Origin of the sequence: Terriglobus albidus (assembly GCF_025685425.1) — a bacterium.
GTDB classification, from domain to species: domain Bacteria; phylum Acidobacteriota; class Terriglobia; order Terriglobales; family Acidobacteriaceae; genus Terriglobus; species Terriglobus albidus.
In genome coordinates this window covers 595,963-611,539 of the sequence record NZ_JAGTAS010000057.1, presented here as the reverse complement: position 1 = coordinate 611,539, position 15,577 = coordinate 595,963, and the positions used below count along the sequence as shown (strand labels likewise).

The 15,577-nt window shown below is 57.7% G+C and carries 9 protein-coding genes; 5 read left to right on the top strand and 4 right to left on the bottom strand.

The genetic code is table 11. From position 1 onward, the window contains the following. The first annotated feature begins 200 nt into the window (after nucleotides 1-200). The 3 genes from OHL21_RS18965 to OHL21_RS18955 all read left to right on the top strand — a co-directional run bounded on the left by OHL21_RS18965 (nucleotide 201) and on the right by OHL21_RS18955 (nucleotide 6,715). Complete coding sequence (locus tag OHL21_RS18965; RefSeq protein ID WP_263418861.1) at nucleotides 201-3,824, top strand: TonB-dependent receptor; 3,624 nt, start codon at nucleotides 201-203, stop codon at nucleotides 3,822-3,824. 16 nt (nucleotides 3,825-3,840) lie between these two features. Beyond that, entirely contained in the window at nucleotides 3,841-5,289 is a 1,449-nt protein-coding gene (locus OHL21_RS18960) for a sulfatase-like hydrolase/transferase (RefSeq protein WP_263418860.1), read from the top strand. Between the two features lie 91 nt (nucleotides 5,290-5,380). Next, on the top strand, nucleotides 5,381-6,715 hold the full coding sequence (locus OHL21_RS18955; protein WP_263418859.1) for an APC family permease: 1,335 nt from the start codon (nucleotides 5,381-5,383) through the stop codon (nucleotides 6,713-6,715). A gap of 373 nt (nucleotides 6,716-7,088) precedes the next feature. On the opposite strand, the gene OHL21_RS18950 is transcribed toward OHL21_RS18955, so the two are convergent. The 4 genes from OHL21_RS18950 to OHL21_RS18935 form a co-directional block, all read right to left on the bottom strand. Then, entirely contained in the window at nucleotides 7,089-7,610 is a 522-nt protein-coding gene (locus tag OHL21_RS18950; RefSeq protein ID WP_263418858.1) for a GNAT family N-acetyltransferase, read from the bottom strand. Nucleotides 7,611-7,687: 77 nt separating this feature from the next. Next, nucleotides 7,688-8,620 carry a DMT family transporter gene (locus OHL21_RS18945; RefSeq protein WP_263418857.1) on the bottom strand — a complete coding sequence of 311 codons (933 nt, stop codon included), beginning with the start codon at nucleotides 8,618-8,620 and terminating at the stop codon, nucleotides 7,688-7,690. Beyond that, entirely contained in the window at nucleotides 8,611-10,059 is a 1,449-nt protein-coding gene (locus OHL21_RS18940; protein ID WP_263418856.1) for a GHMP family kinase ATP-binding protein, read from the bottom strand. Before OHL21_RS18940 ends, OHL21_RS18945 begins: the two co-directional genes overlap by 10 nt. A 43-nt stretch (nucleotides 10,060-10,102) precedes the next feature. Then, nucleotides 10,103-10,867 carry a DeoR/GlpR family DNA-binding transcription regulator gene (locus OHL21_RS18935; protein ID WP_263418855.1) on the bottom strand — a complete coding sequence of 255 codons (765 nt, stop codon included), beginning with the start codon at nucleotides 10,865-10,867 and terminating at the stop codon, nucleotides 10,103-10,105. A gap of 265 nt (nucleotides 10,868-11,132) precedes the next feature. Between OHL21_RS18935 and OHL21_RS18930 the strand changes: the two genes are divergently transcribed. Continuing rightward, complete coding sequence (locus tag OHL21_RS18930; protein ID WP_263418854.1) at nucleotides 11,133-14,495, top strand: TonB-dependent receptor; 3,363 nt, start codon at nucleotides 11,133-11,135, stop codon at nucleotides 14,493-14,495. 41 nt (nucleotides 14,496-14,536) lie between these two features. Further along, entirely contained in the window at nucleotides 14,537-15,355 is an 819-nt protein-coding gene (locus OHL21_RS18925) for a glycerophosphodiester phosphodiesterase (RefSeq protein WP_263418853.1), read from the top strand. Nucleotides 15,356-15,577: the final 222 nt, after the last annotated feature.

Below are 15,577 nucleotides of genomic sequence, written 5' to 3'. Positions count from 1 at the left end.
TAGAACTGGTTCGTCTGTTCCGGCAGGACTGTTGCCTTTGTTGTTGTCGTTGATCGCTGCTGCACTCATCATGCAGGAAACACACTTCGTGTTCCTCTCGCGGTTACGCTTCTTCCCCACAACTGAATCAACGCAATGAGACACGTGTAAGAGTTCCGTCTCGACACGTGCCTGCTCATGCCATAGGAGCACCTGTGTCTATGCACCTCCGCGCGGCCGCTTTGCGCCGATATCGCCTGTACGTGACTCTTCTTCTGTTGTTGACCTGGCCTTTGGTCTTGTCGAACGCTCTGCATGCCCAGGTTGATACCGGCTCCATCAGCGGGGTGGTTGCCGACTCCACCGGAGCCGTGATCGCCGATGCTGACCTCGTTCTGCGGGAAGAGAAGACTGGCATTGTCCTGCACCTGCACTCCGGGCAGGACGGTTACTTCAACTTCAGTCCCGTCAAGTTGGGTACCTATACGCTCACTGTTTCGCAGCAGGGTTTTAAACAGAGCGTCACCGAACACCTCGAGGTCACCATTCAGTCGCGGCTTGAAGTCCACCCGCACCTTGAAGCCGGCTCAACCTCCGAAGTCGTAGAGGTTACCACCGAGAATCCGCTGCTCGATACGCGTTCCTCCAGCGTGCAGCAACTGGTGAGTGAGCACAGCATCAATGCTCTGCCGCTCAACGGCCGCAATGCGACCTTCCTGGCGCAGCTTTCGCCGGGCGTGACCTTTGCACAGAATGACAGCCGCAACCTGCAGGCGAGTGGCTCATTCACTGCCAATGGAGCTCGTCGCACCCAGAACAACTATCTGCTCGACGGCATGGACGACAACGCCGCTATCGCGGACCTGGTCAACCAGGCGCAGTATGTCGTACTCCCGCCGCCGGACGCCATCCGCGAGTTCACCGTGCAGACCAGCACCTACTCGGCCGAGTTCGGCCACTCCGCCGGGGCTGTGCTGAATGTCAGTACCAAGTCCGGAGCAAACAGCCTGCACGGCAACGTGTGGGAGTATCTGCGCAACAGCGCACTCGATGCAAAGGACTATTTCGTATTGCCCACACAGGGCAAGCCGGCATTCCGTCAGAACCAGTTTGGTGGAACGCTGGGCGGACCGGTCGTGATTCCGCATCTCTACGACGGACACAACCGTACATTTTTCTTCCTTGATTACCAGGGAAGCCGCATTGCTCAGGGCCGGACCTACACGCAGACGGTTCCCACATTGGCCGAGCGCAATAACAACTACACCAATCTGCAGGATCTCATCGCACTGCAATCCGGCTCACGTAGTGATGTGCTCAACCGCAGCTTCCCTGTAGGTACAGTCTTCGATCCTTCCACGACACGTCAGCTCCCAGCAAGCGGCGTTGATCCGGTCACCGGTCTTTCCGGCACTCCTGGTGGCTATGTGCGTGATCCGTTCTATAGCGGATCGCTTGTCGGCGTGACCAACTTCACCACTGCCGCAAACAAGGCACTTCTGAATCAGATCCCCCGCAGCCGGCTCGCGGACAACGCGGTTGCGCTGCTTAATCTCTATCCGCAGCCGACGAGCGCTGCTCTGCAGAACAACTATGTCACCAGTCCCATCAATCGCACGACGACCGATAGCGGTGATATTCGCTTTGATGAAGCCTTCAGCTCCAAAGACACGGCCTTCGTGCGCTACAGCATCGTCAATACACAGCAGACGATCCCCAGCCCATTTCCCGGAGTGGCCGATGGTTCGGCCTCGCGTCCCGGCAATGGCAACACTCAGTCGCAGAATATTGCGTTGAGCGAGACGCATATCTTCAGCCCGCACATCGTGAACGAAGCCCGCGTCGGTTACAGCCGCGTGCGGGATGTCCGCTTGCAACTTGGAGCGAATACGCTTGGTATCCCGGCGCAGTACGGCGTCCCCGGTATCCCGCAGGTGCAGGGCAATGGAGGCCTGCCGCAGTTTACCTTCGGTCAACTCTCATCACTCGGTGCACCTGGCACGCTGCCCAGCGACAAGTCGAGCAAGATCGCACAGTTTACCGAGAACCTGACGATCGACAAAGCTCGGCACCAGATCCGCACCGGCATTGAATACCAGTACATTGCCTTTCCCACGCTGACGCCGAGCACCTCCCGCGGCAGCTTCGCGAACAACGGTAGCTATACGTCAGTTGTAGCCAATACAGACGGCTCGACGGACCGTGCGCAGTTCCTTCTGGCTCCGCTGGCGCCTACACCGGGAACGCTGCGCAGCCTTGGAGGAGCGAATACCGTCTCGGCTTCCAGCTTCTCGCCGATCTTCAACCTGGTGCGCCAGTATGTCGGCGCCTATGTGCAGGACAGTTGGAAGACCACCGATAAGCTCACCCTCAACTTCGGCCTGCGCTGGGAGTTCCTTGGTATTCCCACTGAGACCGATGGACGCTTCGCAAACTTCGTTCCGGCTCAGACACGGGATACCAGCGATGGTGTCTCACGTTTCTATATCCCGCAATCGCAGGTCGCCAATGTTCCGTCTGCTTTCCAGAATCTGCTGGCAACGGATGGCATTGCTTTCACACCGATCCCTGATAAGGTCATGGGTTACGCATCAAACAAGAACTTTGCACCTCGTGTGGGCTTCTCGTATCAGGCACGTGAGCGGCTGGTGATTCGCGGCGGCTATGGACTCTTCTTCCAGGGCTATGAGAATCACGGTCTCAGCATCAGCCCATGGGTAAACTTCCCCTTCCAGGTCACCACCAGCTATACCGCCGGCAGCTCGATTTCACCGGTTACGGCTGACAATTCTGTAGGGCCGCTCTCGCAGGGCCTGCAGAACGTCCCCCTCAATCCGGCATCGGCAACGCTCGGTTCCATCTCACTCTTCGGCGAGCCGCGTAATCCCAAAACCACATACAGTCAGGCTTTCAATCTGCAGTTCCAATACCAGCTCACACCCAGAACCATCGCCTTCCTCGGTTATGTGGGCAGTAATGCGAAGCACATCCAGTCGAGCTTTGCTACCAATGGTGTTAGCACGATCCTTGCACCGACTGCGAATACGAAGTCGAACGCCTTCTTCAAAGACTTCGCCGTAGGCGGCAACTACAACGCCCGCAACGCCTCGCAGAACTACAACTCGCTCCAGGCCGGCGTGGAGCATCGCTTGAGCCGTGGCTTCAGTCTTCTGGCCAACTTCACCTATTCGAAGTGCCTGGGGACGGCGCGCGACCTGCTGGATAACGGTGTCGGCGGATACCGCGCGCCGTATGTCTCCGGCTACGGCATCGGGGCAGACTACGCGTCCTGCGATATCGACGTCCGCCGCATCTTCCACACCAGCGGCACCTATGAGCTGCCCTTCGGCAAAGGCAAGCGCTACGCGACCACCGGGATTGCGCGGGCACTTGCCGGCGGATGGTCTGCCAACTGGATCTTTACCGCTCAGGACGGTCAGCCGTTCTCCGTCGCCTGCACGACGACCACAGCCGCCGGTCTGGGCTGCTTTGCTTTGAAGGTGCCAGGGCAGGATCCTTATGCCGGCCCGCATAACGCAAGGCAGTTCCTCAATCCGGCGGCCTTTGCCAACCCGGCTGTGGGCAGCCTGGGCGGAGCTCCAGCTCAGGTTTCCGGCCCGCCGTTCCGCAGGCTGGACTTCTCCGTCTTCCGGAGGTTTAGTCTGTCAGACGTCCGTTATTTCGAGTTCCGTGCGGAGAGTTTCAACCTCACCAATACGCCCAACTTTGCCCAACCCGGATCGCTGAACTTTACCTCGCCCAGCACCTTTGCCCAGATCAGCGCCACACGCGACAATCCGAACGATCCGCGTGAGCTGCAGGCGAGTCTCAAGTTCTACTTCTAAGGAGAAAGAAAGTCGCATGAATCGTCGCCAATTCCTCCGCAACACCTCTGCTGCCGCCGGTGGCGCGGTCCTCAGCTCGGCTGCCTCTGTCACCGAAGCTCAGGGACAGCGCACTACGAGTTCGGCTGCGAAGTCGAAGCCGAACATCATCGTCTATCTCTCCGATCAGTTCCGCTGGGATTTTGTCGGCGTGAATGGAGCCAACAGCTCCACCCGCACACCGAATCTTGACGCCATGGCGCGGCGCGGCAAGAACTTTACCCACGCCGTGACCAATCAGCCCGTATGCGCACCGGCGCGTTCTGTGCTGATGACCAGCCGCTACGCTACCGAGACCGGTGTGTGGCGCAACGGCCCCGGCCTGAAGTCGGAGCTGCCCACACTCGCCGGAGAGTTGCGCAAAGCCGGCTATACCTCCAATCTGATCGGAAAGTGGCATCTCTCGCCCGCAGCCGCAGCGCAGGGCGGTGGCCCCGGTTATGTTCCGCCGGAGTATCGCGGCGGTTTCCTTGATCTGTGGGAGGGCGCTAACGCTCTGGAGCACACGTCGCACCCGTACTACGGCTCACTCTTTGACGGTGACGGGAAGGAGATCAAGTTCGAGAACCAGTACCGTGTCGATTTTCTGACGGACCGCGCAGAGCGCTTCCTTCGGCAGAAACATGACAAACCCTTCTTCCTCTTCGTCTCGCAGCTTGAGCCGCATCAGCAGAACGACGAGAATCGCATGGTCGGTCCGAAGGGATCGGCAGAGCGGTTCATCAATGCCCATGTGCCACCCGATCTTCGCGCTTTCCCCGGTGACTGGCACCAGCAACTACCTGACTATTACGGCGCCTGCGAAAGCATCGATGCCTCCGTTGGCCGTCTGCGCAAGGTGCTGCAGGAGACGAGCCAGGCTGACAACACGATCTTCGTCTTTATGAGCGACCATGGTTGCCACTTCATGACCCGCAATCAGGAGTACAAACGGTCCACGCACAACAGCTCGATCCGTATTCCACTCATCATTGACGGCCCGGGTTTCAACGGGGCACAACAGATTCCGGAGCTTACCGGAATCATCAACATCGCACCCACGCTGCTTGAAGCTGTGGGCGTGCCGGCGCCGTCCTCCTGGAAGGGCCGCAGCTTCCTGCCGCTGTTGAATGACACGGCAGCACGCGAGGCCTGGCCGAATAAGGAACTGGTCCAGATCAGCGAGTCGATGACCGCCCGCGCGATCCGCACGCCGGATTGGACCTACTGTGTCGCGGATATCTCTGGAGCAAAGAAGTCTGAAAGCCCCACCTACCTTGAGTGGCAGCTCTATGACCAGCGCAATGACCCGCACGAGCTCGTCAATCTCTCAGGCCGCAAGGAATATGTAGAGAAGGCGAAGGAGCTTAGAGCGGAGCTGCAGAAGCTGCTTGAGTACGCCGGGGAAGGCTCGCCGGAGATCAAGCCGGCGACTCTCTATCCGTAAAGAGACTGTGGCGAAGGCCTATCCAGCGTGTTCTGGGTAGGCCATCCGCCCTATCGAATCTGCCACTGCGGATACGGGATACTGAGACCACATGGCAGACACACTTACCGCGAACCAGACTGCTGCACCTGGACTTAAGCGCGCTTTGCGCTTCCGTGATCTGGTGCTGTACGGTCTGGTGCTCATTCAGCCTACAGCGCCAATGCCGTCGTTCGGCATCATCTATCAGCAGACGCATGGTCACGCTGTTACGGCAATTCTGCTTGCCATGATCGCCATGCTGCTGACTGCCGTCAGTTATGGCCGTATGGCCCGCGCTCATCCGCACGGTGGTTCGGCGTTTCTCTATGTCGGTAAGGAGATTCATCCCAGCCTTGGTTATCTGACCGGCTGGTGCCTGGTGATGGACTACATCCTCAATCCACTGATCTGTGTCATCTGGTGTAGCCGTGCAGCGATGAACTTTATTCACGGCATTCCTTACGTCGTCTTTGTAGTCTTCTTCGTCATCCTCTTCACCGCTCTGAACTGCAATGGAGTAGAGACCTCGGCTCGCATCAACGCCCTTGTCGCGGCGCTGCTGGGCGCCGTCATCGTGCTTGTCCTGGCCGCCGCTGTTCGTTGGATCGCCATGCAAGCACACCTCCCACTGGGAGCATTTCTTCAGCCCTTCTATGACCCTGGAACCTTCCGTATGGACGGCCTGTTGCGCGGCACCTCGATTGCGGTGCTGACGTATATCGGCTTCGACGGCATTTCTACATTGACCGATGAAGCCAAAGACCCAGCACGCAGTATTCCGCGCGCCATCGTCTTCACCTGTTTCATCACAGGAATTCTTGCTGCCATCGAGGTGTACGCCGCGCAGATCATCTGGCCGCGTGGCCAGGCGTTTCCCGATCTCGATACGGCGTATGTCTACGTCTCCGGTCGTGCCGGAGGACCGCTGCTCTTCTTCATCGTGAATGGAGCTCTACTTCTCGCGAACATGGGATCGGGCATGGCCTCACAGCTTGGGGCGGCACGGCTCCTCTATGCCATGGGGCAGGATGGCGCTCTACCGCATCGGTTTTTTGCTGCAGTCGACTCCCGTAACCGCATTCCGAGAAATAATGTGTTGCTTATCGGCGTTATCTGCTTGGTTGGTGCGCTCTGCTTCAGCTATCAGCTTGGGACAGAGCTCTTGAACTATGGGGCGCTGCTTGCCTTTGCAGGAGTGAACCTCTCTTCTATCCTTTACGGCTGGCGTCATGGCAAGCTGCATCAATGGTTTCCCATGCTGCTGTCTCTGGGCGGACTCATCACCTGCATGTTTCTCTGGGGAAACCTCGGACGTCTCGCACTGGCGGCGGGCACGGCATGGGCGCTAGCAGGCATTCTGCTCTGGGTTGTTCAGAGGAAACCGGGCATAACAATCGAGGCCTGAGTATCTTAAGGCGTATCGACAAATTAGATCGTTCTGTGCCCTGTGGGGAATTTGTGGGTGTCCCTTGCCCCACCCTCGCGTTGCGAGGGTGGGGCACCCGGGCAAGAGAAGCGCTGAAGGCGCGCTCTATACCCAGGCCTGGGGCAAAGCCCCAGGTTTCGGGCAACATTGAACCATCGAGGGCTGAAGGCCCGCTCTATATTTCTACCTCTCGATGCAAGGCGAAATTCGTCGCTATGCCGTAGAAGCCATGTGCGTGCCATCCGAAGAATTCCGCCTGGGAGAATAAAGCCCGGCCCATGTCCCTTGGGGACCCCGGACACGGGGCTCCCGATGCATGGGCTCTATCGCATTTATCGGCACGTGACCGTGATCAGAGTTCGAACGGCTGATAGACCTTGTCCAGATAACGTTCCATATACCAGTCGGGATGAGCTGCGAAGTGGAAGTCGAGGCCGAGATAGAAGCTCTGCGCATCGTGGGTGATGAGAGAGATCCGCTTCAACGATTTCAGGTCAGGGTGTTCAAGGACAGAGCGGATCAACCAGGTTCCAAAGCCCTGCCGGCGGCGTTCTTCGACGATGAACACATCGCAGAGATAGGCGTAGGTCACGTAATCGGTGATGATGCGCGCAAGACCGATCTGACGGCCTTCTTCCAATAACGAAAAGCAGATTGAGTGACGCAGCGCGCGGTGCATTGATTCCGGAGTGAGATTTGACCACCATTTGGCTTCGGCGAGAAATCCATAGACCGCTTCGGGGTCAAGAGAGTTGGGGTCGGTAGAGATAACGAAGCGTCCCCTCTCCCTCCGAAAATAATTAACACCCTCCCCGCCCTCTTTTGGTAGCAAAAGAGAGTTATCCGTTTCGGGGTATGACCGTTTAGCCTTCACAAAATAAGAGCATAGACGTCTTTCCGTCTCTTGGGTGGAAGGATGTTAATTATTAACAATCCCCACTCTGGGGGTCCCTAGAGTGCGTAGTCGTAGCGGAAGAGGATCAGCGTGGCAAAGAGCACGATTCCCGAGCCGAGCAGGGCGTGTGGAGCGATACGTTCTCTGAGGATAGTGAAGGCCAGAGCTACGCCGAAGATCGGCATCAGGTAGAGCGAGGCGGAGGCGAGGATGGTATCCACCGATTCAATAGCGCGGAGGAAGAGCACCATCGAAACGCCGTAGAGCAAGATGGCGAGATAGCTGAATGCACTCCACTGTGTCATGGTCAGCCGAGACAGATTCCGTACGCAGTCCGGTTCCAGCAGGAAGAGTATGGGCAGGCTGAAGACCGTCGTGGACAGGTAGCTGAAGAACAGGGTTTCGAGTCCGTTGAAGTGCTCGAGCAGGCGCTTGGAATACACGTTGTAAAACGCGGAACCGAAGCATCCGATGGCGATCAGCCAGTTGCCGGCGATCTCGTGAACGCGGGTGCCGGGGCTGGTGGCGCGGTGAATCGGTGATAGCAGGATGACTCCGGCAAATCCCATCAGCAGAGCGCTTACACGAAGTAGCGACAGCCGCTCACGCAGCAGCCAGACGGCAATGATGGCGCCGAAGATCGGAATCAGCAGACTCAGGATCGCGCCGTTGGAGGCCGTAGACCAGCTGACGCCGAGCGTCATGCCGACCTGTGCCATCAGTTGTCCGCAGATGCCTGCAAGAAAGAACTCGCGGCGATATCTCCAGGCAGCACGAAACCGTTCCGTGAGATTGCCATGGATGGCAAGCAACCCTGATCCGAGAAGGGTAATGCCGTAGAGCGGAAAGAGTGCGATTGCCAAAGGCCCGAGCCTGCCGGAGAGTAGTTTGACGGCGACTCCCTGGCCGGCCCACAGGAGATTGGCGATTAGCAGCATCAGGATGGCGCCGAGAAATTGGCCTCGGCCGAAACTGCGTATTAGAAACACACCCATCCCTCGCCGGCTTTGAACTGCAGCGTACGTATGCCGAAGGTATCTGCCCCGTCAGAGCTGCCCTCAAATAGGTGCGGAGCCGCGCCGCAGTCGAGGGCATACTCTTCCGCGAGTCTGAGAAGTATTGGGCGGTCCGATGCGCGGCCCAGAATTGCCACAACGCCTCCAGCGCCTCCGCCAGTCATCTTCGCGCCCGGGAAACCCGCTTTCAGCGCGCGCTCCACGAGATCGTCACACTTTCTCGATCCGAGCCCGCATTCTGTGTAGGCGTGGTGTGACTGGTAGAGGATCTTGCCGATCAAGCGGAGGCAGCTCTCCGATGCATCCCAGGAGGTGGCTTCCAGCAACGAGCTCACCATCCGTACGCGAAAGTTCTCTTCTGTGGCATAGCGGACGGCTGCGCGCACGGGATACTCGCGTGAAGGCTCAATCGTCGTGAATGGATCCAGGTGTTCTCCATAACGCTCAATGAACTCGCTGCCCGTTAGCCTTTCGGGGAGCCAGTACTCGTAACGTAAACGAAACTCCGGATGAGGCAGATTGGAAAGGTAGCCGTTCCACCGCGCATCCACCCAGCGTGGAATGCCTGAGCTTTTATCAGCGATGACTGTAAGTTCTTCCTTCTCGCAGAGCATGCGGTATCCCATGAATGCCGCAGCGCGCGCAGTTGCATATGCCGTGTCTGTGGTGGAACGGGGCGCCAGCGAGTCGATACCCCAAATACAAAGGTCGTCAGGCAGAGCGATGGCAGGGGAGGGAAGGCACGGTTGGCAGAGCAGAGGCAGGAGATGGCTGTCTTTGCCCAGCACAATCGCGGCCTGGTCCATGATGCCGCATGCGGCTCCGGCCACGACGTTCTCAACCCATTGCCCCGCGATTGCCAGGGCAACACCGCTCAGTGGAATCTCCCAGGCGGCAGATATGGCTTTGAGTGCGGCGATGGTCAACGCTGCCGAAGAACTGACGCCCTTGTTGGGAGGAAGGTCGGAGTGGAGGAACAGGTTGAGGCCTTTTGTTCCAGTGCCCTCGAATTGACTAATGACGAAGTAGACGGCTCCAAGAACGTAACGTCCCCAGAAGCTGCCTTCCTCTGCGTTGCATATCGTCTGTATCGCATCCTCATCGCGCAGCGCGCTCAGACTGACCTCGAAGCTTGTCGTCCAGCCGTAGCAGGAGGCGCCCGGATTGAGCACACGCACGGTGTCGTCAGAGCGAGACTGGCAGGCTGCCCATACCGCTTCCCGCAATAATCCCTGCAGGACAGCGCCGCCGGTGTAGTCGACGTTGCCACCCATCACATCCAGTCGTCCGGGAGCACGCGCAAGCATGATGGAATCTTCGGGGATGAAGAAGCCGTGCACCGCCGCAAGTGCCGCCGTGACTTGTTCTTCGACGCCGTGTGATTCCGGTTCGCTGCTGATTAGCGATGGCATTCTGCCACAGGCTACCGAACGGCTGTACAAGGAACGTTAATATTTAGGGCGTTGCCACCTGAACCTTCGTCATCTGTCCCAGGCGCGCCAGATCCTCCGGCGAAATTCCCTTGTCGGTAAGAATCAGATCGCAATCCTCGATCCCGCAGAGGCGATAGGTCGCCTCGGTTCCGATCTTGCTGCTGTCAACGACCAGGATCTTGCGTTTGCCGGCCTGTAACAGCTCATGCTGCGCATCGGGATCGTGGACCATGATGCCTCGACTGAATGAGACGGCCGCGGCGCCGAAGATCACCGTGTCGGCAAAGATCGAGGTGAGGCTTTTGGCTACCGCATGGCCAATGAGGTCATGGCTGCTGGAACGGTAGACACCTCCGGTGAGTTCTACCCGGATGCCCTCGGCGGAGGTGAGTTCCTCCAGCACTGCCAGGGAAAAGGTGAAGACCACGACATTCCGGCGTGCACGCAACTCGCGCGCAACGTGGAGCGTTGTCGTTCCGGAATCCAGCACCACGGATTCTCCGTCGCGGACCATGGCCGCCGCTGCCGCACCAATGCTGCGCTTGGCGGGCGACATCTTCTCCAGGCGCTCGAAAAAGCTACGCTCGGCTCCACGCCAGTGCTCGATGCGCGCCCCGCCCGGAATGCGAATGACCTGTCCCGCCTCGACCAGCTTTTGCAGGTCGCGGCGTACGGTCATCTGCGAGACGTGAACCGTCTCCGCGATCTCAGCGATGGACGCCGATGTGTTCATTTTTAACAACTGGATGATCGAATCAAGTCTTGAATGTTCAGCGGTTTCGCTCATTCCGGTCCGGCAATCCTGTAGGAATTCGCATGATTATACCGCGATCTATGCGGTTGGATGCAAAAGGCAAGCAGGGCTCCGCAGCAGTTGTGTTGGCCTGAGTTGTGAAAATAATTCACATATTTTGGGATTATTTTGTCGCCTATTAACAACTTCTCGTTACTGTTCCCCTCATCGACCCTGAATCTTCCCGCGTCTTCGAGAGCAGCGGGATCTTCTCCACGTTTCGCCTGCGATGACGAACACCGAAAGTTTTGGAGACTTTATGAACCGCACCATCTTTTTCTCCCATGTACTCACCCGCCTGCACCACCGCTCCCGAGAGGGCGGCAGGAGACCGGGGATGCTTCTCGCCTCTGTGGCGCTGTGTTGCACGCTCTTGCTGAGTGGACCTGTCTTTGCCCAGACCTTCTATGCCTCAATCAGCGGTCTTGTTAAAGATGCGGATGGAGCCCTGATTCCTGATGTTGCCGTTACTGTCCATGAGAACAGCACGGCGACCGACTACAGAACGGTAACGAATAAGTCTGGAGCCTATCGTGTCTCCTTCCTGAAGCCGGGCAGCTATACCGTCCGTTTCGAGAGGAGCGGCTTTGCCCAGTATGTGACGAACGCACAGAACCTTGTCTTGAACCAGGAACTTGTCGTTGACACCGTACTCAAGCCGGGAGCCACCTCTGAAGTGGTGACGGTAACCGGCGACGCGAATACGCTGAACACTGTGAATGCACAGATCGGCGGCGAACTGAGCGGACAGGAGCTGGTCGATCTACCGGAGGCGACGGGCAGCAAGGGCGCGAATGAGTTTCTGATTACCAAGACCTTCGCGGGCGCCTCAAGTACCAGCCAGAATTACTCCAACGTGAATAATCTTTCGCTGGGCGGCGGCCGGCCGGTCTCGAATCCCATCATCATCGATGGCTTGCCCAGCAACATGGGAGTGGATGGCACCTACGGTCTGATTCCTACTCCTGACTCAACGGAAGAGCTGCAGGTACTGACGTCTCCGTTCTCAGCACAGTATGGCCAGACGGGCGGCGGCGCTATTCTTACCACCACGAAGTCAGGGACGGACAAGTTTCATGGTTCGGCCTTTGAGTCCTATAGCTCGCAGGCATTGAATGCGCGCGGATACTTCACGGCTCCAAACGCGGTGATTCCGGCGCAGTCATTCAACTACTTCGGCGGCTCGCTCGGCGGACCGGTATGGATTCCGAAGGTCTTTGACGGACGCAAGCATCGGTTCTACTTCTTTACGGACTGGGAAAACACGCTGAACAACGCAGCCAGTACGTTGAATACCAACGTGCCTACCGCGGCAGAACGCAATGGTGATTTCTCTGGGCCTTCCGCGTTGGGCGGCGCTACACCGACCATTTACGACCCGAATACGACGGTTGTCACCAACGGCAAGATCAGCAGGACTGCGTTCAAGGGCAACATCATTCCAACCAACCGGCTTGACCCGGTGGGCATGAGCATTCTCTCCTTCTTCCCTCAGCCGAACTGCAGCTATACCGTTGGCGCTGTGACCAACAACTACTGCGTCAACCCGGTGGCGCACAGCAGCTATCTCTACAACGCGGATCGTGTCGACTTCAACTACTCGGACTATGACCACATCTGGGCGAAGTTTTCGCGTGACGGTCCAACCAACCAGCCGGTTCAGTTCATTCCGAATGCGGCGAATACTTCAGCGATCAATGGATGGGTTGACGATCATTACGAGATGTCCTGGAGCCATATCTTCTCTCCGCGTATCTCGAACGAGGCTCGTATTGGCTACGTCTCGGAAGAGAACTTCAGCCGGCCGCAGCCGGCGCCTGCCGAGATCGGTCTGAAGGGCGTGCCGCTGACCCAGTTTCCCAGCATCTCCACGACACAGTTCGCCAGCTTCGGCGCGGGTTCGTATGCCAAGACCAGGGACGGTCACATTATTGTGAACGACGCGGTGGCGCTGCAGCTTGGCCGTCACACACTCTCCATCGGCGGCGAGGTCATGCGCTACGCCTATAGCTACTACACGCCCGGAGTGCTCTCCGGCAGCTATGGATTCACAGGAACCTTTAGCACCGCGAATGGCCAGTCGGGTCTGGGGATTACGGATCTGGAACTCGGTCTGCCGGCAAGCGCAAGCATCAGCACCACCAACACGATCTTCCACGAGAATCTCAACTACTTCGCCGCCTATATCCAGGACGACTACCGGCTCTCAGAGAAGCTGACCATCAACCTCGGTCTTCGTTATGAGTTCGACGGTCCGTTCTCCGAGAAGCACAACAACATGTATACGTTCAACCCGAACATCACCGATCCCACGACCAATAAGCTCGGCGGTATCCAGTTCGCGGGATATAACGGCGCTCCCCACAGCCTGATTCCGAATATCTATACGGGCATTCTGCCGCGTGCCGGCTTCAACTACCGGCTCTTCCATAAGACCGTGGTTCGTGGCGGATACGGTATCTATCAACTGCCCAGCATCGGTTACGGCACGGCAGGACTTACTTCGGCTTCGACGGTTGCGGTCAGCTTCCAGAGCTCCAACCCGGGTGTTACCGCACCCTTCCAATTGAGCCAGGGTGTTCCTCCTTATAGTCCGAATGCGGATGCGAATGGAAATCCGCTGATTCCAACCAGCCTCACCAAGCCGTCCTTCAGCCCGACACAACTGCCTCAGACGGCTGTGCTGCCTTATCTGCAGCAGTGGCAGTTCGGTGTCGAGCATGACCTGGGGCATGAGTGGATTGCGGAGGTCGACTATGCCGGCAATCACGGCGTGCATCTGCCGATCAGCGTGCCTATCAACCAAATTCAGCCGTCTGCAAACTGCTGCTTCGGTTTGAGCACAGCGCAGAGCCTGCGTCCCTACCCGCAGTTCCTGACGGTAACGGCGCTGAAGAATGGAGGCGCCACCTCCTATGCCGCGATGTATGCGACGCTGAGCCATCGCTGGAACAACGGTGTCTCTGTGCGCGCCGCTTATACCTGGGCGCGTTCGCTGGATGACGTGGACGGACCTTCGCGTGCGAATGCCGTGGGAGTACAGAACTATTACAACCTGCGGGCGCAGTGGGGAACGGCCATGAACAATATCCCTCAACGCTTCTCGCTGTCTGCGGTCTACGCGTTTCCCGTGGGCGCGGGAGGGAAGTACCTGCAGAATATCCCGGTGTTATCACAGGTAATCGGTCACTGGAAGGTAAGCACGGTGGCTCAGTTTCAGAAGGGTTATCCGTACTTCATCACGCAGGCAAACCAGTTGGGTATCTTCTCGGGTGCCCAGTATGTCACCAAGGTCGGAGATCCCAACATCTCGCGAGGTTCGCGCACTGTTCAGAAGTGGTTCAATACGTCTGCCTTTGCCATCACTCCACCAAATACTCTGGGCAACTCGCCGCGGGCGGCACTCTATGGTCCGGGCCAGAATGTATGGGACCTCAGCGTAATGCGGGAGATTCCTTTACGTGAGCGTGTGGTGTTCGCGGTTCGCGTGGACGCGCATAACGCCTTCAACCATCCGCAGTTCTCTGGACTCGGCACCAACATCAGCAACGCGAACTTCGGTCAGGTAACAGGAGCACAGGATCCACGTTCGCTGCTGATCGTCGGCCGCCTGCGCTTCTAAGGAAGACAACATCAGTTATGAAAAAGGATTGTGTAAGAACGATGCATACATCATTAGGAAAGCTTCTTCTCTGCTGTATCTCTCTCAGCGGTATCGCTGTGGCTCAAACCGCATGGCAGCCGCTGGAGAGTGATGGCAAGATACGGGTGATCGCTCATCGCGGGGAACACCTGCTTCATCCCGAAAATACGTTGGCTGCGTTTCAAGCCGCTATCGATGTGGGTGCGGACTATTTTGAGCTGGACGTTCGCACCACCTCAGACGGCAAACTGGTGCTCATGCACGACAGCACGCTTGATCGCACTACCAACGGAGCGGGCGAGGTACACAAACATACCTTCGACGAGATCCGCGCCCTGGACGCGGGCTCAAAGTTTTCACCTGCGTTTGCTGGGACAAAGGTGCCGACATTCGAAGAAGCCCTTGATCTGGCTCACGGGAAGATCAACATCTATGTCGATACCAAGTATGCCGATCCGCAGCAACTTGTAGATACCATCGTGAAACATGACATGCAGGATCACGTCGTGATCTACGGCAATCCGTTTTTCCTGTATGACGTGCGGAAGGTTCGTCCTTCGCTGAAAGTCATGCCGGAGGCCATTACGCCGGATATCTGCAAGTTCCTTGTCCGTGGTTTGCAGCCGCAGGTCATTGCCTTCGACGCCAATGATTTCAAGGAGCCGGTGATCGACTGCGCAAAGGCAGCACATGCCAGCATCTTCGTGGATCGGTTGGGCGATGCGGATACGCCGGAGGTATGGCAGAAGGCGATCGATCAGGGTGCAGCAGGGATCCAGACAAATCGCCCGGCGGAGCTGGCCGATTGGCTGCGCCAGCACAAACTTGCAACGCACTAGGGCGTAGCGGCACGTTGTGGGCTTTGCAGTGCTAACGAAGCAATCTTCTTTGCTGCCCATTCTTCGCGGTCAACCGCGAAGAATGGGCATTGCGTTAGGCGGCTATCGTTTCACCGGCCCAGAAGAGTATCGGTAGCGAAGCAGATTTTCTTCGCTACGCTTTTACCCCAATCAGCAAGCTGGCTGGGGACCCTGCTCGCTCCGAAATGATAAAAAAGTAAG

What these genes read in the sequence shown, in the direction of transcription:
- OHL21_RS18955 (WP_263418859.1), top strand. Translation starts at nt 5,381, where the DNA reads ATGGCAGACACACTTACCGCGAACCAGACTGCTGCACCTGGACTTAAG.
- OHL21_RS18925 (WP_263418853.1), top strand. Translation starts at nt 14,537, where the DNA reads ATGCATACATCATTAGGAAAGCTTCTTCTCTGCTGTATCTCTCTCAGC.
- OHL21_RS18935 (WP_263418855.1), bottom strand. Translation starts at nt 10,867, where the DNA reads ATGAGCGAAACCGCTGAACATTCAAGACTTGATTCGATCATCCAGTTG.
- OHL21_RS18965 (WP_263418861.1), top strand. Translation starts at nt 201, where the DNA reads ATGCACCTCCGCGCGGCCGCTTTGCGCCGATATCGCCTGTACGTGACT.
- OHL21_RS18930 (WP_263418854.1), top strand. Translation starts at nt 11,133, where the DNA reads ATGAACCGCACCATCTTTTTCTCCCATGTACTCACCCGCCTGCACCAC.
- OHL21_RS18960 (WP_263418860.1), top strand. Translation starts at nt 3,841, where the DNA reads ATGAATCGTCGCCAATTCCTCCGCAACACCTCTGCTGCCGCCGGTGGC.
- OHL21_RS18940 (WP_263418856.1), bottom strand. Translation starts at nt 10,059, where the DNA reads ATGCCATCGCTAATCAGCAGCGAACCGGAATCACACGGCGTCGAAGAA.